The sequence below is a fragment of the Gordonia neofelifaecis NRRL B-59395 genome (genome assembly GCF_000192435.1).
Taxonomy (GTDB): domain Bacteria; phylum Actinomycetota; class Actinomycetes; order Mycobacteriales; family Mycobacteriaceae; genus Gordonia; species Gordonia neofelifaecis.
In genome coordinates this window covers 212,429-232,493 of record NZ_AEUD01000002.1, presented here as the reverse complement: position 1 = coordinate 232,493, position 20,065 = coordinate 212,429, and the positions used below count along the sequence as shown (strand labels likewise).

Sequence of the window (20,065 nt, the reverse complement as noted above, 5' to 3'; positions counted from 1 at the left end):
TCCCTGAACAAACCTATCCCGTGTCCGGCGCTCATGCCCTGCCGACGGACCGGTGTTCCTCATCGGGTGCCGAGCGAATAGGCTGGCGACGTGCCGATCTATGCCGCCTACGCGTCGAACATGGACCCCGCCCAGATGCTGGAGCGGGCGCCGCACTCCCCGATGTCGTCGACCGGCTGGCTGACAGGCTGGCGCCTCACCTTCGCCGGGGACGACATCGGCTGGGAGGGATCCCTGGCCACCGTCACCGAGGATCGACGCGACCCGGACGCCCGGGTGTTCGTCGTGCTGTACGATGTCACGCCCGAGGACGAGAAGAATCTGGACCGCTGGGAGGGCACCGAACTCGGCGTCCACCGCAAGGTCCGTGCACGCGTCGACACCGCTGACGGGCCGGTGCTGGCCTGGCTGTACGTGATCGACGGGTTCGAGGGCGGACTGCCGTCGGCGCGCTACCTCGGCGTGATGGCCGACGCGGCGGAGGTCGCGGGCGCGCCGTCGGAGTACGTTGAGCGGCTGCGTCTCCACGAGGCGCGCAATGTGGGTCCCGGCCCCGAGGAACCGATGGACAACGAGGGCTGAGCTCCCCCGCGCCCGGGCTCAGTCCAACTCGCCGCCGAGCACCACGCCCGCGAGCGTCGCGATGCCGATCCCGAGCGCACGTTCGTCGATGTCGAAGTTCGGCTGGTGGAGGTCGCACTGCTGCCCCGCGCCGGTCCAGACGCCGAGTCGCGCCATCGCGCCGGGAACGGACTCGAGGTACCACGCGAAATCCTCGCCGCCGGGCGACTGCGGAGTGTCGACGGCCGCGGCCGGACCGATCGCCTCCACCGATCGACGCAGCATCGAGACGCTGTCGGCGTCGTTGACGACCGGCGGGACACCGCGGACATACGTGAGGTCGTAGGTCACGCCGAGCGGCGCCACCAGTTCCCCGATGATGCTCCGGACCAGCGGCTCCAGGTCCTGCCAGACGTCGCGATCACCGGTTCGGACCGTCCCGCGCAGACGCCCCTCCTGCGGAATCGCATTCGGCGCGTCACCCGAATGCGCCGCGCCCCATGCCATCACGGTGCCCGACCGCGGGTCGACCCGACGGGACAGAAACCCCGGAAGCCCGGTGATCACGGTGCCCATCGCATACACGAGGTCCGCGGTCAGATGCGGCCGCGAGGTGTGACCGCCGGGGCCGCGCAGATGGACCTCGACCCGGTCTGCGGCCGAAGTCAGGGCTCCCGCCCGCAGACCGACGGTGCCCGCGGCGAGATGCGGATCGCAGTGCAGCGCGAACATCCGGGTCAGACCGTCGGTGACACCGGCGTCGATCGCATCCAGCGCGCCGCCGGGCATCACCTCCTCGGCCGCCTGGAACAGCAGTCGCACCCCGAACGGGAGGTCGTGGCCCGCGTTCTCGTACTCCGACAGCAGCAGACCGGTGCCGAGCAGGATCGCCGCGTGGGCGTCGTGGCCGCACGAGTGCGACACGCCCTCGACTCGCGAGGTGAACGGCAGCCCGGTCTGCTCCGGGATCGGCAGACCGTCGAGGTCGGCACGCAGCCCGATCCGCGGTTTGTCGGCGGGGCCGAGGTCGCAGACCACGCCGGTCCCCTTCGGCAGCACCTTCGGAGCGAGTCCCGCGTCACTCAGGATCTGCACCACCTTGGCGGTGGTGGCGAACTCGGCCATCGAGAGCTCCGGCTCCGCGTGGATCTCGCGCCGCCAGGCGACCACGCGTCCCAGATTGGCGGCCAGCCAGGCGTCGATCACGGGCGAACTCACAGCAACGTCGCGGGCGTCGGTGCGTTCAGATCCTCGAGCAGCGGCAACCGCAGGGCCCGCTTGATGGCCCCGAGGTTGTCACCGGCGAAGCCGGCACGTTCGCGGGCGACTTCGCGCGCGCGGTCGAGCAGACGATCGGCCTCGACCGCTTCCTCGATGATTCCGCCGGAGACGGCGTCGGCGGCACCGTAGCGGCGTGAGGTCAGCATCGCCTCGGTGAGGGTGGCGTCGGGAATCCGGGTGCGGAGCAGCCCGGCCATGCCACGTGGGAACGGCATGTTCAGGGCCGCTTCGGGAAGCGACCAGAACCCACGATCCGAGCGCATGATCCGATGGTCCGCACACAGGGCGAGCATCGCGCCCGCGCCGAACGCGTGTCCGTTGATCGCCGCGATGGTCGGCGTCGCCGCGGACACCACCGTGGCGTACAGCGCGTGCACGGCGTCGAGGTAACTGGGGAGCGGCTCCGCCCCCGAGAACAGGTAGTCGGTGTCCAGACCGTTGCTGAAGAACTTGCCGGTGGCACTGATGATCAGCGGCTTCTTCGCCGCCACCGCCTCCTCGGTCAGCTCGGCGACCCGGGCGATCCACTCGCGCCCGAAACGATTCTCCGGGTTCGCTTCGTCGAGCTCCATGCCCTCGGTGCCCAGGTAGAGCTCGGCGGCGTCTTCGGTAACAGTCAAGTACGGCATGGCAGAAACCTTATCGCCGCGCACCACCCGAGGAGCAGGCAAGGGTGATCCGATTTAGGGTTGGTTCATGGATCCCACTGTCGATCACCACGCCGCGGCCGCTGCCGCCGCTGCCACCATCGCCGCCGAGACCGACTGTGCCCGGCACGATGTCGCGGTGATCCTGGGTTCGGGTTGGGCACCGGCCGCTGCCGCACTCGGCGACCCGCTGGCCGAGCTGTCGATGGCCGACGTCCCGGGATTCGGCACGCCGTCCGCGCAGGGGCACGCCGGGACCGTGCAGTCGATCCGGCTCGGAGACACCCGGGTCCTCGTGCTGCTCGGTCGGATCCACGCGTACGAGGGCCACCCGCTCGCCCGCGTGGTGCACCCCGTCCGGACCGCCGCGGCGGCCGGCGCCCGCACGATCGTGCTGACCAACGCCGCGGGCGGGATCCGGCCCGGTTTCGAGGTGGGGCAGCCCGTCCTGATCGCCGATCAGCTCAATCTCACGGGCCGCTCCCCTCTCGACGGCGCGCACTTCGTCAACATGGTCGACGCGTACAGTCCCGCACTCCGTGCGGCCGCTCGCCGGGTGGATCCCGATCTCGCCGAAGGGGTGTACGCGGGTCTACCGGGTCCGCAGTACGAGACACCGGCCGAGATCCGCATGCTCGCGACGATGGGTGCCGATCTCGTCGGCATGTCGACGGTGCACGAGACCATCGCCGCCCGAGCTGCCGGCGTCGACGTGCTCGGGCTCTCGCTCGTCACGAATCTGGCCGCGGGCATCACCGGGGCGCCACTCGATCACGCCGAGGTCCTGGCGGTCGGACGCGAATCCGCCGCACGGATGGGTGGGCTGCTCGCCTCGCTCATCGCGGCCGTCCCCACCCGGTGATCCGGTGCTGACGTTCGGGACGGCCGGTCTCCGCGGACCCGTCCAGCCCGGTCCGGACGGGATGAACGTGGAGACGGTCACCCGCGCAACAGCGGGTCTCGCCGACTGGCTGATCACCGAGGGCGCCACGGGGGCGCCGATCGTCGTCGGGCGGGACGCCCGGCACGGATCCGAGGACTTCGCCGCCGCGACGCGAGAAGTGTTGGCGGCGAAGGGATTCGATGTGATCGCACTCCCGGATCCGGGTCCGACCCCGCTCGTCGCCTTCGCGACGCGGCATCTGCGGGCCGCGGCCGGCGTGATGATCACCGCATCGCACAACCCGGCGCGCGACAACGGATACAAGGTGTACCTGGGCGGCGCCCGAGACGGTCGGGACGCCGCGGCGGGTGCACAGCTCGTGAGCCCCGCCGACCGCGAGATCGAGGCCGCCATCACTGCAGTTGGTCCGGCCGCGACCGTCCCACGGCTGGAGGTGGAGCCCGATCCGCGCGCCGCCGCAGTCGCCGACGGATACCTGTCGCGGTTGACCGAGCGGTTCGCGGGCGACGCGGCCCACCCGTTGCGGATCGCCCTCACCCCGATGCACGGTGTCGGCGGCGACCTCGCGCTCCGGGCGTTCTCCCGGTGCGGATTCGACGACGTCCGGGTGGTCGACGAGCAGTTCCGTCCAGATCCCGACTTCCCCACGGTCGCGTTCCCGAACCCGGAGGAGCCGGGCGCGACGGACCGGCTGCTCGCACTCGCCGACCGGACCGACGCCGATCTAGCCGTGGCACTCGACCCCGACGCCGACCGGTGCGCCGTCGGCGTCCGCGACGTCGACGGCTGGCGGATGCTGACCGGCGATGAGACCGGCGCACTGCTGGGTGTCGGGGTGCTCGACCGAGTCGGCCCGGGAGGCCCGCCCACGGTGATCGCGAGCTCCATCGTGTCCGGGACATTGCTGCACGCGGCCGCACTGCGCCGCGGTGCGGACGCCCGCCGCACCCTGACCGGATTCAAGTGGCTCGTCCGCGCGGGCGAACCACTCGTCTACGCCTACGAGGAGGCGCTCGGACACTGCGTCGACCCGCACGCCGTCCGCGACAAGGACGGGGTCAGTGCGGCGATCGCGTGCGCATTCCTCGCCTCGCGGTGGTCGGACCGGGGCGGTCTCGTCGCAGCTCTCGACGCCCTGCATCGAGAATGCGGGGTGCACCTCACCGCACCCCGATCGCTCCGCCTCGACGATCCCGCGGACATCGCGGCGATCATGGCGGATCTGCGGTCATCGCCGCCGCGCACGCTCGGCGGGATTCCGGTGACCGCGGTCGACTACGCCGCCCGGACCGACGGGCTGCGGACCGACGGCGTCGAGTTGACCGGGTCCGGCGCCGACGGTGTCGCCGTCCGGGTGTTCGTGCGGCCGAGCGGCACCGAGCCCAAGCTGAAGTTCTACGGACAGGTGAGCGCACCACCGGCGGCGGGTAGCGTCAGCACCGTGCGGCATCGGTTGTCGCAGTTGCTGGCCGAGGTCCTGGCGGAATTGCCGTCAGGACCGCGCGGGGAGGAGTGCGGTCGATGAGCTACCAGCAGTACCCCGATCCGGGGTATCAGCCGTCGGGGCCGCAGCCGCCCAAGCGTCCGTCGCCGTGGTCGTCGCCCGCCGTGCTCATCGCCCTCATCGCCGGTGTGATCGTGCTGATCGCCGGGGTCACGGTGGCGATCGTGTACTCGCAGAACCGGAAGAACGACACCGCGTCCACGACCGCCGCGCCCAGCCCGCCTCCGGCGACCGTCACCCAGACGCAGACGGGCGCGCCGCCGGCGACCGTCACGGTGCAGCCCACCACTGCGGCCCCGACGACGACCACCGGCTCCGGATCGGGTCCGGTCACCGTGCCGGGGGCCGATCGTCAGGGCTTCCTGAACGGGCCGCGCTGCAACGCCGCCGAGGACGATGCGGTGTTCGTCGGTTACACGGATCGCTCACAGGTGGTGATCTGCCAGGTCGGTTCGCAGACCGGCCGCTACTACTACAAGGGCGAGGCGGACGGGAACACCGTCGAGGTCGGCTACCCGACGCGCAGCGGCGACACCTTCGTCGCGACCAACGCCGACGTCGACTACGTCGTCACACCGAGTTCGCTGACCATCCGGCAGGGCGGCGCCACGGTGACCGTCGAGCCGATGATCGCGAGCTGGGTGGGCTGACCCGCGTCATGCGACGACGTCCGGCGCCCCTGCGGGCGCAGGTCCGGCGAACTGAGTCCGGTAGAGCTCGGCGTATCGACCGCCCGACGCCAAGAGAGTCTGATGGTCGCCTCGCTCCACCACTCGTCCGGCTTCCAGCACGACGATCTCGTCGGCGGCCCGCACCGTGGACAGGCGATGTGCGATGACCAGCGACGTCCGCCCGGCGAGCGCCTCGGCCAGGGCCTCGGACACCGCGGCCTCCGACGTCGAGTCGAGGTGAGCGGTCGCCTCGTCGAGAATCACCACGGACGGGCGCGCCAGCAGCAGCCGGGCGATCGTCAGCCGCTGACGCTCGCCGCCCGACAGCCGGTATCCCCGCTCGCCCACGACGGTGTCGAGACCGTTGGGCAGTGAGCGGATCAGGTCCTCCAGACGCGCCCGTCGCAACGCCGCCCACAGATCCTCGTCGGCGGCGTCCGGTCGCGCGAGGCGCAGATTGGCGGCGACGGTGTCGTGGAAGAGGTGCCCGTCCTGCGTCACGAGTCCGACCGTCCGATGCATCGATTCGGCCGTCAGGTCACGGACATCGACGCCGTTGAGCGAGACGCTGCCCTCGTCGACGTCGTACAGGCGGGTCGCCAAGGACGCGATCGTCGACTTGCCCGCGCCGGAACTGCCGACGAGCGCGACCATCGACCCGGCCGGGACGTCGAGGTCCACGCCGTGCAGGACGGCGCCGCTCTCGCGCGAGTCGAGCTGCGCCACCTCCTCCAGCGAGGCCAACGACACCTTGTCGGCCGCCGGATACGCGAAGGACACGTCGTCGAAGCGGACGGCGACGCCCGTGCCGATATTCGGGACCTCCCGTGCGTCGGGCCGGTCGACGATCAGCGGCGGCAGATCGAGCACCTCGAAGACTCGCTCGAAGCTGACCAGCGCGCTCATCACCTCGACCCGGGCGTTGGCGAGGGCGGTCAGCGGGGCGTACATCCGAGTCAGCAGCAACGCCAGCGAGACCACGGCACCGGCCGACAGGTGCTGGTGCACCGCCAGCCAGCCGCCGAGCCCGTACACCAGCGCCAGCGCGAGCGCGGAGACGAGCATGAGCGCGGTGTAGAAGTAGCTCTGCAGCATCGCCTGACGAACGCCGATGTCCCGAACCGCATCCGCGCGGTCGCCGAACTCCTTCGATTCGATGGCGGGACGACCGAAGAGCTTCACCAAGGTGGCGCCCGGGGCGGAGAACCGCTCCGTCATCTGGGTCGACATCCGGGCGTTGTGGTCGGCGCTCTCCCGTGCCAGCCCGGCCATCCGCCGGCCCATGCGCCGTGCGGGAATCACGAACACGGGCAGCAGGATCAGCGCCAGGATCGTGATCTGCCAACTGATGGCGAACATGACGCCGAGGGTCAGCACCAGCGTCACGACATTGGAGACCACGCCCGACAGCGTGTCGCTGAACGCGCGTTGCGCGCCGATCACATCGTTGTTCAGTCGACTCACCAGAGCGCCCGTCCGGGTCCTGGTGAAGAACGCGACCGGCATCCGCTGCACGTGATCGAAGACCGCGCGGCGCAGGTCGAAGATCAGCCCCTCACCGATGTTCGACGACAGCCAGCGCGTGCCGATCGACGCGGCCGCCTCGGCGACCGCGATCAACGCGATCAGCAGCGCGAGGACCACGATCTCCCGTCCGGCCGACGGGCTCTCCGAGTTGATCAGGTTCACCACCCGCCCCGCGAGCAGCGGGGTGACGACGGTCAGGACCGCGGTGATGATGGACAGGACCAGGAAGATGATGATTCGCCGACGGTGCGGGCGCGCGAATCCTCCGATGCGGCGGAGGGTCGCGCGACGATCGGCGCGCATCGCCTGCGCATCCGATGCGTGCATCGACTTGTACATGACATCCCACGCCACCGATTCCATGCTCACTGGCGATCACCCCCGTCGGTGGCTTCGGCTGCAACAGTTCTCATGTCGTCGAGTTGACTTCATCAAGTGCACTTCATGTCAAGCCGATCGCCCCGACGACGGGCGGTCAGCGCGGCCCGAACTGCCGATCGCCCGCGTCGCCGAGTCCGGGGACGATGAACTTCGCGTCGTTCAGGTGGTCGTCGACGGCGCCGATCACCAGGCGCAGCGGGCGCCCCCACGCACGGAGTGCCTCGAGACCCTCCGGCGCGCCGACCACGCAGATCGCAGTGATGTCGGTGGCGCCGCGAGCGGTCAGCAGGTCCAGGGTGTGCACCAGTGACCCGCCGGTCGCCAGCATCGGATCGAGGACGCAGACGGGCCGACCGGTCAGATCGTCCGGCAACGACGCGAGGTACTCGCTCGGCCGCGCGGTCCGCTCGTCTCGCGCCACTCCGACGAATCCGATGGCGGCGTCGGGCACGCTCGCGATGGCGGCGTCGAGCATCCCCAGTCCGGCGCGGAGCACCGGCACGAACAACGGGGGCTGAGCCAGGGTCGCGCACGGTGCCAGACCGACGGGTGTTCGCACCTCGATCGCCCGCTCGGGGGCCGCAGCGAACGCCTCGTAGACCAGCATCTGGGCCAGCCGCGCGAGCGCATCGCGGAACGCCGAATTCGGCGTGGACTCGTCCCGGAGCACCGCGAGCCAGGCACGCGTGAGCGGATGGTCGACGACGCGGATCTGCAGGCCGGACGTGGCGGTGTCGGTCATGGAATCATCGTACGGTCGACCTCGGACAGTGCTCGCCCGATTCGCTGCTCATCGCCGGACGACCGCCCCGACACGCCGGGCCGACGTCGACGGAACCGATCAGCGATCCCCTGCGTCCAAACTGGTATGAACGCGCAATCCGGCAGACCGGTCACCATCGATTCCGGTGCGACGCACGCCGTCGCCGCAACTCAGGCCGCCGCGGCCCGATCGGTCGCCGCCCGGTCGACCGCCGAACGGATCGACACGTCGGCGCTGGCGCCGACGTTCGGCCTCATCGGCGCCGAGTTCCTCGGCGCGCTGAATCGGTTGGAGTCGGCCCGAGCGAATCGACTGGACACCTTGGCCGAACAGCACGCGGGCACCGCCGACCGCACCCGCAGCGCGAGCAACTCGTACGACTGCTGCGACGCGACCGGTGCATGCGAGCTCACCGGAGTGCCCGCATGAGCGCGGCCATGCTGGTCGCTCCGCTCAAGGCGCTGGTGGCCACCCTCGGGACCGGCGTGCTCCCGCCGGGCACGACCACCGTCTACACCGACACCCAGGCGTCACTCGATCACGCGTCAACTCTGTCCCGACAGAGCGTGCAGGCAGCGACGGCGGGGTGGCACGGCGCCGGCGGCGATCAAGCGTCGGAGACCGCGCGGCAGCTGTCGGCGGCCGACGACTCGGTCGCCACGTCGGGGACCGAGATCGCGGCGATCGTGGAGACCGCGGCCGGCCGGGTCAAAGCCGCCAACGGCGAACTCAACGGACTCATCGAGTCCTTCGCCGCCGCCGCGGCCACGATCCCGGCGGTGGCCTCCCCGGCGGGCCTGGCGGTCCTGGTCCCCCTCGCGCTGGACCACCTGGCTCGCGGAGTGCAGGTGGTCCAGCGTGCGCAGACCGCACTGTCCGGCGACGCCGAGGAGCTCGGCCGACACGAGGCCGACGCCGAGGCCGCGTTGCCCGCGGGCGGCCCGTCGTCGGGTCCGACGGGCCCGACGGGCGGGCGCATCCCGGTGACTCTGCCGGACGGATCGGTGAGCTATGCACCCAACGAGCGTGCGGCGAAGGCTGTCCGTGCCGCACTCAGCGTGCAGGGCACGCCGTATGTGTGGGGCGGCACCACCACCGACGGCTTCGATTGCAGCGGGTTCACTCAATGGGCCTACCGCCAGGCCGGGTTGGAGCTGCCCCGTCTGGCGCAGGAGCAGGACACGGCCGGATTCGAGGTGGCGCAGGCCGACCTTCAGCCCGGAGACCTCGCGGTCTGGTCCGGTCACGTCGCGATGTACATCGGAAACGGCCAACTGGTGGAGACCGGAGGAGATCCGGTCGGCGTCACCCCGCTGCGCACGACCAACGCCGACCAGACGTTCGAAGGTTTCTACCGGCCGCGCTGACGGTGCGATCACGGCCGTCGAGGCGCGCGGATCACCCGAATGTGAAGGTGTACGCGTCGACGCCCGCGCTGAGCTCGAGCGTCACCACGCGATGCCGGTAGTCGCCCGCGGCGAGGTTGTGAAGCCGCGGCGGTCCGGACACGTCGACGACTCGGTCGGGCAGGCCGTCGACGTGCACCACCGCGCGTCCGTTCCCGCCGAGCACGGCATTCACCGACGACGCCGTGCTGTCGAGCCGAATCCGCGCACCGTCCTCGGCCCGTACCGACTCGTCGGTGACGTCGAACCGGCCGGCGAGGGCATACGTGTCGGCCTGTTGATCGGGGGCGAACGAGTAGTCATGCGTACCCGCTGTCAACGTGCCGCCGCTGTACGCGCCTGCCGAGCGCGATGCCGACAGGTACATCTCCGGCGAGATGGGTCCGGCGGCGGTCGGGGCGTCTGCGGCGCCGCTGGTCGGTGCGGGCAATGCCGCGTCGGGCGCGGATTCGTGCAGGAGCGTCCGGATCCGCTGCTCCATCTCGGCGTATCCGCCTTCCCCGTACGACACGGCCCGGATCACACCGTGCGCGTCGATCAGATACTTCGCCGGCCAATAGCGATTTCCGAAGGCGTTCCAGACGGCGTAGTCGTTGTCCTGGACCACGGGGTACGAGATGCGTTCGTCACCGATGGCGGCGGCGACGTTGCCCGCGTCCTTCTCGAACGCGAACTCCGGGGTGTGGACGCCGACCACCTCCAGCCCGGAACCCCGATAGGTGTTCCACCACGCGCGGACGTGCGGCCCGTCGCGCAGGCAGTTGATGCACGAGTACGTCCAGAAGTCGACCAGGACGACATGGCCGCGGAGGCCCGTGACGGTGAGCGGGGCGTCACCGGGCGTGTTGAACCAGCGCCCGCCCCCGGTGAGGTCCGGCGCGGGCCCGCAGTCGGCGAGACCCCCGCCTCCCGTGCACGCCGCTGCCCCTCCGACGGACCGGCCGAGCGCGCGATTGACCGTGTCCGATTGCGCGAGAGCCCGGTCCACCGACGCCGTGTACGACGGAATGGCGGCCTGCAGTCGCGCCGGCGCGTCGAACACGAGGGCCACCGCGAGACCGATCAGGATCACCCCGCCGACCGCGCGAATGGTGCGCTGCCGGTCGCGGTAGGCGGCCAGCCTCCTGGTGAGCGAGGCTCCGGCAACGGCGAATACCAGCAGCGGAATCGCCGCGCCGATCGCGAACGACACGGTGAGGACCACGGTGCGCCAGCCGATGTCACCGGTCGCACCCGCCACCGAGATCGCCGCGAGCACCGGACCGGCACACGGAACATAGAGCGTGCCGAGGCCCAGCCCCAGCAGAAACGGTCCGAATCGCCCGCCCTTGCCGTTCGGCGTCCATCCCGGCAGCCGCGCGAACGGCCGTTCCAGCGCATGAGCCACCGACGGGATCAGCATCCCGAGTCCGATGAGGACCAGCAGCACGATGCCGGTCCACCGCAACAGGCCGCTGGGCAGGCCCAGCGCCGCGAGCACCAGCGTGCCGAGCAGAGTGATGAGGCTGAAGCTGACCACGATGCCGACGATGATCGCGAGCGCCCGGCCATAGCCCGGCCGCACCCGTCCCTCGTCGGCCGACGAGCCGCCGGTGATGAAGATGACCGGGATCATCGGCAGCACGCACGGGGACACCCCGGTCACCAGACCACCGGCCAGTCCCACCAGAATCATCGTCAGCATCGCCGGGCTCCCTGTCGTCCGTGGACCGTCTTCCCGGCCCTCATCCGTGATTCGGCGCCGGCTGCGCTCCGGATTGCCGGGGCCGTCGACGAATCGCAGATCCTGACCGGACCGTGCTCCGACCTACGGCATGGGCACCTGAACGACCATCGGCGACGTCGGTTCCGGCGATCCACTCATCGGCTCCACCGAGAGCGACACGCCCGCGGGCCGACCCATGTCGGTCATCACCACGCTCGACCGATCATCGGCGGGGACCACCCCCGCGGACTTCATCCGGCCGTCGACGGAGATCCACACCTGATATCCCATCGCCTGCTCCGTCGGCGGCAGATCCTCGACGGTGACGACGGTCGCCCGCTGCGAGGGCGAATACATCGCGGCGACATTCCCCGCGCCCAACGTGCCCGTCGACTTCTGCATGTCCGGTGCCGCCAGGACGTCGCGCATCGCCCCGTCGGCGCTCTGTTCGACGGTCTGTGCGTGACCGGTCACCACATGCCACGCCACGGCTCCCCCCGCCCCCGCCGCCATCACGATGCACGCCGCAGCCGCCCATCGCGTCCACCGCCGCGGGCCTCGCTGATCCCCGGACTCCCGGTCGACGGCGTCCATCAGCCGCGCGCGAACGCTGTCGGGTACCGGCTCGGCGGATGTGTTCAGATCAGCGGCGCGCTCCGCCCAGACCGCATATTCCCCGGCGCAGCCGATGCAGACGAGCAGGTGCTCGCGGACCCGCCGTGATTGGATCTCGTCCAAGGCATCGAGGGCATAGAGCGGCAGCAGATCGTCGACGTGCTCGTCGGAACGGTGACGTGTCTCTGTCATCTCACTTGCCTCCCATGCACGCGCGGAGCCGCTGCAGTCCGTCGCGGATCCGGGTCTTCACCGTCGCCGGATTCACGGCGAGCACCGACGCGACCTCCGCATAGGTCAGCCCCCCGAAATAGGCGCGGTCGATCGCCTCTCGCTGTTTGTCGGTCAGCGTGTTCAGACAGCCGCGCACCCGCAAGTGCTCGTCGCGGGCGACGACGTCATCGCTGACCGAGTCGAAATCCGGCTCCCGGGCAGACTCGAATCGCTGGTCGCGGCGGTGTTCGGCGACATCGTGACGGACTGTGTCGACCGCCCGGCGGTGCACGAGCGTGGTGATCCAGGCGCGCGCGCTGCCGCGATCACGGTCATAGGCGGCCGCGGTGCGCCACACCTGCAGCCACGCCTCCTGCAGGACCTCCTCGCCGCGGGCCCTGCTGCCGACCACCCGATGCGCCAGTGCCAGGGTCCGCGGGCCGAGTTCGTCGAAGAGCGCGCCGAACGCGTCACGATCACCGCCGCCGACCGCCACGAGCAGATCGTCGAGCGACACCGCCGAGTCGACCGCCACCCGCTGATTCGTCATGTCCACACCAACCATTCGACACCGCGCGCGTCACGGATTGGTCTCCGCCGAGCGTGCCAGTGAGGTTCGGCCGGGAACGGATCGAACCCATCCACACGGGCCGCTGCTCCGAACCGTTCAGTGAGGGCCACCGAAGGCGTGGTCACATCTGACGAAGGGGATCCCATGATTTCGCTGACCACCCGGCGCACCGCTGCCGCCGCCATCGTCGCAGCCGGAGCGCTGACCGTGCTCCTGTCCGCATGCGGCGACCCGAAGCCGGAAGCGCCGCACTCGTCTGTCATGCAGAGCTCGGACATGATGGCGCCTCACTCATCCGACATGAAGAACCCGGACATGATGACGCCTCACTCATCCGACATGAAGAACCCGGACATGACTCCGCCGAACAGCGGAATGACGGGCTCTCCGACCAGTGACGCGATGACCGGGCCGACCGATGCGATGACCGGCCGCTGACGGTTCGTCGGGCCGGCTGCGCGGACCGGGCGACACTCGATCCCCGGCCCCGTGCAGCAGGCTCGGACGAACTTGATTAGGCTCTGTGACCATGGCCGGTGACATCGTTCCCATCGAACTCGGACTGACCGAAGGCAACCTCTTCACACTGTGGGCTCCGCGGTGGCGCGAGGGCGATGACGAGTGGGAAGCGTTCCTCGGTCTCGACGACGACCTCTACGCCCTTCCCGGCGTCGCCGAACTGACGGCGTTCGTCCGCACCGACGACGACAACGACCTCGTCGACCACCCCGCGTGGGAGACGATCAAGAAGCTGCAGGCGTCCGAGCTGGTGCCCGACGACAAGCACAGCTACGACCTCATCGGTGTGCCCGAACTGGCCGCGGAGGATCCTCGTCCCGAGGTCCTCGCCGAGCTGGAGGACGCCCTCGAGATCGTCCGCATCATCGGTGAGGTGTGCGAGCTCGCCGCCGTCACCAAGTTCTTCAACGGCAATCCGATCCTCGGCGCCGTCACCGTCGGAACCAACAACTTCACCGGTCGCGACGGCGTCGACCTGTGGGTGCGCATCGGTCGCCTGATCGCCAAGCACTGGGACGACGTCATCGACGCCCTGGACGACGTCATCACGGTGCCGAAGGTCGACGCCGACGCGGTCACCGTCGCCGAGGACGAGTTGGCAGCCGCCGCCTCGGCCGAGGACGAGGACGAGCCGGAGTTCGATTCGGTCGATCCTCTGGAGGACGAGGACGACGATGCGGAGGAGGACGACGACGTCGAGGACGAGATCGACGAGGACGACTTCTGGGCCGGCGTCGGCATCGACCCGATCCGCATCTACACCGACGGCGGCGAGTTCCTGACGCTGCGGTGCTACCTCGGGGACGATCCAGTGTTCCTCGGTAAGAAGGGCACCGTGTACGGCTTCGGTTCCGAGCGTGCGCTGACCCGATTCCTCGCGGACAACGACGACCACGATCTGGCGAAGCTGTCGACGTTCAGCGAGGTCCAGTCCGCCGCCGACACGAACGAGATCGAGTTCGACGTCCTCTCGGAGAACGTCTACGCCCTCCAGGGCATCGGCGAGGACATCCTCGACGGACCCCGCCGTGTCGACAGCCACCAGCTCGATCTCGCCGTGGAGCTCCTGACCGACGCCGCCGACTATGCGGGCATCGACACCGTCAACGAGGCGTTGGCGACCACCACCCCGCTCGGCTGGTTCGTCGACTACGCCGTCAACCCCGACCCCAAGCGCCTCGCACCCTCCGGCCCCTTCGACAACGAAGCCGAGGTCTGGCGCGCGCTGGTCCACGACTTCGAGGACCGCCTGGTCAAGCGCGGGTAGCCACCCGTCGGGCCCCGGGTGGTCGAGTAGCCTCGGCGGCGTAACGAGATCCACACACTGACGGACTAAAGCTGTCGTTTGGTGCCACCAGGAGACACCAAACGACAGCCTTGATCTCGTCAGTCGCTTCGTTCTCGCCTGACCTGCGGAAATACGGGACCTGCTTGACAGACCGCCGATCACCCCATGAGCACGGCGAAGCCCGGTTTGATCACCTCGTCGATCAGCCGGAGGCGCTCATCGAACGGGAGGAACGCCGATTTCATCGCGTTGACGGTGAATCGCTCGAAGTCGGCCCAGCCGTATCCGAACTGCTGGTGCAGAACCATGAACTCGCGGCTCATGGTCGTGTTGCTCATCAGCCGGTTGTCGGTGTTCACGGTGACGCGGAACCGCAGTTTCGCGAGGATGTTGAACGGGTGGTCGGCCAGTGAGGCGACCGCTCCGGTCTGCACGTTGCTGCTCGGGCACAGTTCCAGCGGAATCCGCTTGTCACGCACGTAGTCGGCCACCCGGCCCAGCTTCGCGCCGCCGAACGACGGATCGGTCGGCGCGGCGCCCGCCGGAAGCACGATGTCGTCGATCACGCGCACGCCATGCCCGAGGCGATCGGTGCCGCAGAAGGCGACGGCTTCATGGATCGACGGCAGGCCGAACGCCTCACCCGCGTGAATGGTGAAATGCGAGCACTCGCCACGGAGGTATTCGAACGCATCGAGGTGCCTGCTCGGCGGGTTTCCGGCCTCTGCGCCCGCGATGTCGAAGCCGACGACACCGCGGCCGCGGAATCGGACGGCCAGTTCCGCGATCTCCCGCGATCGTGCCGCATGCCGCATCGCCGTCACGAGGCAGCGGACGATGATCGGCCGGCCGGACGCCGCCGCGGCTTCCTCACCGGAGGCGAATCCCCGGAGCACCGCGACGACCACCTCGTCCAGCGAGAGGCCCGCCTCCAGATGCAGCTCGGGCGCGAAGCGGACCTCGGCGTAGACCACGCCGTCGGCGTGCAGGTCCTCGACGCATTCCCGGGCGACACGCTCCAGCGCGCCCGCGCTCTGCATCACGGCGACGGTGTGCGCGAAGGTCTCGAGATAGCGTTCCAGCGACCCGCTGTCCGCCGCGGTCGCAAACCACTCGGCCAGGTCGTCGGCCGTGTCGGCGGGCAGGGCGTCGTACCCCTGCCGCCGGGCCAGGTCGAGGACGGTGGACGGTCGCAGGCCACCGTCGAGATGGTCGTGCAACAGCACTTTCGGTGCCAATCGGCACTCGTCGGCGGTGATCGTGACGGGGCTGGCCATGCCCCGACGGTAGCGCCGATCCGACGCGAACGCGCGACAAGCGGGTCCACGTCGTCGGCGTCGCCGCGTCAGTTCAGCAGCGCCCTCAGCATGGTCCCGGCCTCCGTGACCTGGCCGGGCACATGACCGTTCGCGACCATGTTGACGACGATGCCGTCGATTCCGGGATCCAGCACTCGCCGCTGCAGTTGCTCCGCGACATCGTCGGGGGTGCCGATGAACATCCGGTCGGTGGCCCTGGCGTACGTCTCGTCGTCGAGCGTGTCGGGATCAACTCCCGATTTGCGCAGGTAGTCATGTGCGAGCGACCGCGCCCGGTCGCCGTCGGTGTCCATCATCACGAACGACAGGAAGCTCGTCTCCAGCGTGTCGCGGTCGCGACCGGTCTCTTCGCACCGCGCGGCGAGCGCATCGAGTTTGCGCGGCAGCTCCGACGCATTGCAGATCACGTTGAGATGGTCGGCGTACCGCGCGGCCAGACCGAACGTCTTCTTCTCTCCACCGCCGCCGAGCATGATCGGCAGATCGTCGCGCAGTCGTGGCCGATTCAGGGTGCCGTGCGCCCGATACCATTTGCCGTCGAGTTCGGGCCGCCCGCCGCGCAGCATCGGTGAGATGATCTCGAGCGCCTCCGACAGCCGCTCGAAGCGGTCGGTGAAAGTGCCGAACTCGAATCCCATCTGATCATGCTCGAGTTGGAACCACCCGGCACCGATCGCAAGCACCGCCCGGCCGCCGCTGACGACGTCGAGGGTGGTCACCGTCTTCGCGAGCATCGCGGGGTTGCGGTAGGTGTTGCCGGTGACCAGAGCAGCCGCTGGTCCTCCCGGCACGAACTCGCACGAGCTCGGTAGGCGTCGCGTGGCGGCGAGGAGCGTCGTGTACGACTCCAGCATCGGCTCACTCGGTGCACCGATCCCGGGCAGTTGATAGAAGTGGTCCATCACGAACACGGTGTCGAAACCGGCCGCCTCAGCCTCCCGCACCTGCGCCGCGACTGTCGGAAAGATGTTCGAGTCCGGCCCGGTGATCGCCGGGTCCAGTGGATCGGGGTAGCTGAAGTTGGGAATCTGGTATCCGATGCGAATCCGCTTGTCGACCATGCGATCCAAGGTAGCGGTCGGCGCCCGACACCACCGGGCGTTCGCACTCCCCGGGCACTAGGCTCAAGGGCGGAGCGGCCCAGCGCCCCGGATCCCGAGGAGACCCGATGACTTCGCCACATGTACCGACACCGTCCCTCTCGGCTGTCTTCGGGACATCCCTGAAACAGCTGACCGGCAACCTCGGAGCGACCGTCGGGGCGACATTCGTCTGGGGAGTCGTCTCGATGATCGTCGGGTTCGTCATCGGCGGCGTGACCAACGGGTCCGGCTCCTGGAGGGACGATCCCTCTCCCACCGGCGCCGCGATCTCCGCGATCCTCGACGGACTGTTCCTGGCCCTGGTGCTGTCGTGCGTGCTGACCGGCTTCTTCCGGATCGCACGCACCGGCCATGCCGAGTTCGCCGACTTCTTCCGGCCCACCGCTTTGGTGCCGGTCCTGATAGCGAACCTCGTCATCAGCCTCGTCACGGCCGTGGTGACGTTGCTGATCGGCACCGGGTCGTTCGTTCAGTGGGTGCTGAGCCTCGTGGTCTCGCTTCTCCTCAGTCTGATGTTCGTGTGGACGCAGGTGTTCGCGGTCGGCGGCGGCCGCGGCCCCCTCGACGCCATCGGAGACTCGGTCCGCCTCACGCTCGCGCGGCCGGGTACGACGATCATGGTGGTCGTGCTGATGCTGATCCTGATGATCCTGGGGTTGATCGCATTCCTGATCGGCCTGATCTTCACCCTGCCGCTCGCCGCGCTGATCCTGGTCAACTACTACCGCGGATTCACCGGCGAGATGGACCTGTCGTTGACCTGACCCGCTCGAGGATCCGCGACCGTCCGGCCGACCCCGGGTCCGCGCCGAGTTCGACGGCGCCGACGGCCGCGGCCGCCGCCCGCTCGATCGTCGACTCGTCGTCGGTGTGCAGGGTCAACAATGGCCGGCCGCGTCGGACCCGATCGCCGACGACCGCGTGCCACACGACACCGGCGGTCGCCGATACCCGGTCGCCCGGGCGCGACCGTCCGGCGCCGAGCAGCCATGCCGCCTGTCCGACCGCCAGCGCGTCCAGCCCGGTGAGGTACCCGTCCGCGTCCGCACGGATCTCGTGCGTGTGAAGAGGAGTCGGCAGTGGCGCATCCGGGTCACCGCCCTGCGCCGCGATCATCGCCCGCCACGAGTCCATCGCACGTCCGTTACGGAGGTTGTCCGCCGGATCGACGTCGGGCCTGCCCGCCGCGTCGAGCATCTCCCGCGCCAGCGCGAGAGTCAGTTCGACGACGTCGCCCGGTCCACCGCCGCCGAGGACCTCGAGCGACTCTGCCACCTCCACGGCGTTGCCGGCGCTCCGCCCGAGCGGAGTCGACATGTCGGTCAGGAGCGCGGTGGTGTCGACTCCGGCGTCCCCGCCCAGTGCGACCATGGTCTCGGCGAGTTCCCTCGCCTCGCTGATCTCCTTCATGAACGCGCCCGATCCGACCTTCACGTCGAGGACGAGCGACGCGGTTCCCTCGGCGATCTTCTTGCTCATGATGCTGCTCGCGATCAGCGGTATCGAGGCGACCGTCCCGGTCACGTCACGCAGGGCGTAAAGCTTGCGGTCTGCCGGTGCCAGATCGGCGGTGGCTGCGCAGACCACGGCACCGACCTCCGTCAACGACCGCCGCATTTCGGCGGCCGTCAGATCGGCACGCCAACCCGGGATGGACTCCAATTTGTCGAGGGTTCCGCCGGTGTGGCCGAGTCCGCGTCCCGACAGTTGCGGAACCGCCACACCGTACGACGCCACCAGCGGGGTGAGCGGCAGGGTGATCTTGTCGCCGACGCCGCCCGTCGAATGCTTGTCCGCCGTCCGCAACGGGCGGCCGTCCCGGACGAGGTCGGAGAAGTCCATCCGCACGCCGGAGTCGATCATCGCCGTCGTCCAGTCTGCGGTCTCCCGCCGCGACATGCCGCGGAACACGATCGCCATCAGCAATGCCGACATCTGCTCGGGTGCCACCCGGCCGTCGGTGAAGCCTGCGACGACCTCGCGGATCTGCTCGCGCGAGAGGTCGCGACCTTCTTTCTTCGCGAGAATCACCCCGACGGGGTCGAACCCCGCGCTCACCGAACCGACTCGAGATGGCCGGGCCCGAAGGCGTCGGGCAGCAACGAGCCGAGGGTGCGCGGGCCCGCCGCCGAGTCGACGAGAAGGTCCGGCCCACCGACCTCGAGCAGGATCTGCCTGCACCGCCCGCACGGAGTCAGGACCGTGCCTTCGGCGTCACAGACGCTGACGGCCACCAACCGCTCTCCGGAAGCCCGTTCTCCGTCGCCGAATAGACCCTGAGAGAACCCTGTCGCCACCATCGAAACCTCGGCACAGATACCGAGACCGTATGAGACATTTTCCACATTGCATCCGACGACGACCGCGCCGGACTGTGTGATTCCCGCCGCACCGACCGGGAAGTTCGAGTAGGGTGCATATGCCCTGGTCATCACCAGTTTTGCAGCGTCACGGATGGCATCGAAGTCGATTTCGTCGGCCAATTCGTCCTCTATTCCCAGATATCCGAGTAGGTAAGGCACACCTAATTTAATCGGTGGAGCTTGATCACATTGCTCCGGCAATTTACGACAAGACTCAGCTTAGGTTTAAAGTCAGGTGCATTGGGTCTGCGGCGACCTTCGCGTCGCTTGCGGCCCCTGTACCAAGTCGACGACAACGGAGGCGTAGTTTCGCGATGAGCACCCCCACAGAGGTTGCACCGGCACCGGTGCGCAAGCGCTCTCTCTATAGAGGTGACCCAGGAATGTGGTCGTGGGTGTTGCACCGCATCACCGGCGTCTCCATCTTCTTCTTCCTCTTCGTGCACGTGCTCGACACCGCGGTGATCCGGGTGAACGAGAACTCGTACACCGAGATCATCGAGACCTACAAGACGCCGCTGATCGGCCTGATGGAGATCGGCCTCGTCTTCTGCGTGCTCTACCACGCACTGAACGGCCTCCGCGTCATCCTCGTCGACTTCTGGGGCAAGGGTGCCAAGTACCAGCGCCAGATGCTGTGGACCATCCTCACCGTCTTCGCGATCGTGTTCATCGCAGCCGCCGTGCGCATGCTGCAGATCCTGATCACGCACGCGTTCTAAGG

21 protein-coding genes are annotated in these 20,065 nt (G+C 69.1%); 10 read left to right on the top strand and 11 right to left on the bottom strand.

All coding sequences use genetic code 11. The features are described from left to right. Positions 1 to 90 precede the first annotated feature (90 nt). Entirely contained in the window at positions 91 to 582 is a 492-nt protein-coding gene (locus tag SCNU_RS03415; RefSeq protein ID WP_009677959.1) for a gamma-glutamylcyclotransferase family protein, read from the top strand. A gap of 18 nt (positions 583 to 600) precedes the next feature. On the opposite strand, the gene SCNU_RS03410 is transcribed toward SCNU_RS03415, so the two are convergent. Together SCNU_RS03410 and SCNU_RS03405 are read right to left on the bottom strand one after the other, a co-directional pair. Beyond that, positions 601 to 1,779, bottom strand: coding sequence for an amidohydrolase (locus SCNU_RS03410; protein ID WP_009677958.1), 1,179 nt, complete (start codon positions 1,777 to 1,779; stop codon positions 601 to 603). After that, a complete protein-coding gene (locus SCNU_RS03405; RefSeq protein ID WP_009677957.1) occupies positions 1,776 to 2,471 on the bottom strand; it encodes an enoyl-CoA hydratase/isomerase family protein in 696 nt (231 codons plus the stop codon). The genes SCNU_RS03410 and SCNU_RS03405 overlap by 4 nt, the downstream gene beginning before the upstream one ends. Before the next feature lie 67 nt (positions 2,472 to 2,538). Here SCNU_RS03405 and SCNU_RS03400 point away from each other — a divergent pair, with 67 nt between their 5' ends. Genes SCNU_RS03400 through SCNU_RS03390 form a run of 3 tightly spaced genes read left to right on the top strand, consistent with a single transcriptional unit; the run spans position 2,539 to position 5,547 of the window. Further along, positions 2,539 to 3,351 carry a purine-nucleoside phosphorylase gene (locus SCNU_RS03400; protein ID WP_009677956.1) on the top strand — a complete coding sequence of 271 codons (813 nt, stop codon included), beginning with the start codon at positions 2,539 to 2,541 and terminating at the stop codon, positions 3,349 to 3,351. Beyond that, positions 3,260 to 4,918: a phospho-sugar mutase gene (locus tag SCNU_RS03395; RefSeq protein WP_420795016.1), complete on the top strand. Its 1,659-nt coding sequence runs from the start codon at positions 3,260 to 3,262 to the stop codon at positions 4,916 to 4,918. Before SCNU_RS03400 ends, SCNU_RS03395 begins: the two co-directional genes overlap by 92 nt. Next, positions 4,915 to 5,547 (top strand): hypothetical protein, encoded by a 633-nt coding sequence (locus SCNU_RS03390; protein WP_009677954.1) that lies wholly within the window; start codon positions 4,915 to 4,917, stop codon positions 5,545 to 5,547. The genes SCNU_RS03395 and SCNU_RS03390 overlap by 4 nt, the downstream gene beginning before the upstream one ends. A 6-nt stretch (positions 5,548 to 5,553) precedes the next feature. On the opposite strand, the gene SCNU_RS03385 is transcribed toward SCNU_RS03390, so the two are convergent. Then, positions 5,554 to 7,458 carry an ABC transporter ATP-binding protein gene (locus tag SCNU_RS03385; protein ID WP_009677953.1) on the bottom strand — a complete coding sequence of 635 codons (1,905 nt, stop codon included), beginning with the start codon at positions 7,456 to 7,458 and terminating at the stop codon, positions 5,554 to 5,556. Positions 7,459 to 7,570: 112 nt separating this feature from the next. Beyond that, positions 7,571 to 8,218: a uracil phosphoribosyltransferase gene (gene upp / locus SCNU_RS03380; RefSeq protein WP_009677952.1), complete on the bottom strand. Its 648-nt coding sequence runs from the start codon at positions 8,216 to 8,218 to the stop codon at positions 7,571 to 7,573. Positions 8,219 to 8,344: 126 nt separating this feature from the next. On the opposite strand from upp, the gene SCNU_RS03375 reads away from it, so the two are divergent. Beyond that, complete coding sequence (locus SCNU_RS03375; protein WP_009677951.1) at positions 8,345 to 8,668, top strand: type VII secretion target; 324 nt, start codon at positions 8,345 to 8,347, stop codon at positions 8,666 to 8,668. Continuing rightward, positions 8,665 to 9,606, top strand: a complete 942-nt coding sequence (locus SCNU_RS03370) for a C40 family peptidase (RefSeq protein ID WP_040517500.1) — start codon at positions 8,665 to 8,667, stop codon at positions 9,604 to 9,606. The genes SCNU_RS03375 and SCNU_RS03370 overlap by 4 nt, the downstream gene beginning before the upstream one ends. A gap of 31 nt (positions 9,607 to 9,637) precedes the next feature. On the opposite strand, the gene SCNU_RS03365 is transcribed toward SCNU_RS03370, so the two are convergent. The 3 genes from SCNU_RS03365 to SCNU_RS03355 form a co-directional block, all read right to left on the bottom strand. Continuing rightward, positions 9,638 to 11,329, bottom strand: coding sequence for a cytochrome c biogenesis protein DipZ (locus SCNU_RS03365; protein WP_009677949.1), 1,692 nt, complete (start codon positions 11,327 to 11,329; stop codon positions 9,638 to 9,640). A gap of 123 nt (positions 11,330 to 11,452) precedes the next feature. Then, positions 11,453 to 12,157, bottom strand: a complete 705-nt coding sequence (locus SCNU_RS03360; RefSeq protein WP_009677948.1) for an anti-sigma factor — start codon at positions 12,155 to 12,157, stop codon at positions 11,453 to 11,455. 1 nt (position 12,158) lies between these two features. Further along, positions 12,159 to 12,728 carry a sigma-70 family RNA polymerase sigma factor gene (locus tag SCNU_RS03355; protein ID WP_040517562.1) on the bottom strand — a complete coding sequence of 190 codons (570 nt, stop codon included), beginning with the start codon at positions 12,726 to 12,728 and terminating at the stop codon, positions 12,159 to 12,161. 165 nt (positions 12,729 to 12,893) lie between these two features. On the opposite strand from SCNU_RS03355, the gene SCNU_RS03350 reads away from it, so the two are divergent. Then, the gene (locus SCNU_RS03350) at positions 12,894 to 13,187 is read left to right on the top strand and encodes a hypothetical protein (protein ID WP_009677946.1); all 294 of its coding nucleotides are present in this window, start codon (positions 12,894 to 12,896) and stop codon (positions 13,185 to 13,187) included. 91 nt (positions 13,188 to 13,278) lie between these two features. Next, positions 13,279 to 14,535, top strand: a complete 1,257-nt coding sequence (locus SCNU_RS03345; RefSeq protein ID WP_009677945.1) for a hypothetical protein — start codon at positions 13,279 to 13,281, stop codon at positions 14,533 to 14,535. 179 nt (positions 14,536 to 14,714) lie between these two features. Here SCNU_RS03345 and SCNU_RS03340 read toward each other — a convergent pair whose 3' ends face one another. Beyond that, complete coding sequence (locus SCNU_RS03340; protein WP_009677944.1) at positions 14,715 to 15,833, bottom strand: adenosine deaminase; 1,119 nt, start codon at positions 15,831 to 15,833, stop codon at positions 14,715 to 14,717. Between the two features lie 68 nt (positions 15,834 to 15,901). After that, positions 15,902 to 16,936 carry a TIGR03560 family F420-dependent LLM class oxidoreductase gene (locus tag SCNU_RS03335; RefSeq protein WP_009677943.1) on the bottom strand — a complete coding sequence of 345 codons (1,035 nt, stop codon included), beginning with the start codon at positions 16,934 to 16,936 and terminating at the stop codon, positions 15,902 to 15,904. 107 nt (positions 16,937 to 17,043) lie between these two features. Here SCNU_RS03335 and SCNU_RS03330 point away from each other — a divergent pair, with 107 nt between their 5' ends. After that, positions 17,044 to 17,742: a hypothetical protein gene (locus SCNU_RS03330; RefSeq protein ID WP_009677942.1), complete on the top strand. Its 699-nt coding sequence runs from the start codon at positions 17,044 to 17,046 to the stop codon at positions 17,740 to 17,742. Here the strand turns inward: SCNU_RS03330 and SCNU_RS03325 are convergent. Continuing rightward, positions 17,711 to 19,036, bottom strand: coding sequence for a thymidine phosphorylase (locus SCNU_RS03325; protein WP_009677941.1), 1,326 nt, complete (start codon positions 19,034 to 19,036; stop codon positions 17,711 to 17,713). The two genes, SCNU_RS03330 and SCNU_RS03325, sit on opposite strands and share 32 nt — an antisense overlap. Beyond that, entirely contained in the window at positions 19,033 to 19,461 is a 429-nt protein-coding gene (locus SCNU_RS03320; RefSeq protein ID WP_009677940.1) for a cytidine deaminase, read from the bottom strand. Before SCNU_RS03320 ends, SCNU_RS03325 begins: the two co-directional genes overlap by 4 nt. 194 nt (positions 19,462 to 19,655) lie before the next feature. Between SCNU_RS03320 and sdhC the strand changes: the two genes are divergently transcribed. Continuing rightward, on the top strand, positions 19,656 to 20,063 hold the full coding sequence (gene sdhC / locus SCNU_RS03315) for a succinate dehydrogenase, cytochrome b556 subunit (protein WP_083812541.1): 408 nt from the start codon (positions 19,656 to 19,658) through the stop codon (positions 20,061 to 20,063). Positions 20,064 to 20,065 lie beyond the last annotated feature (2 nt).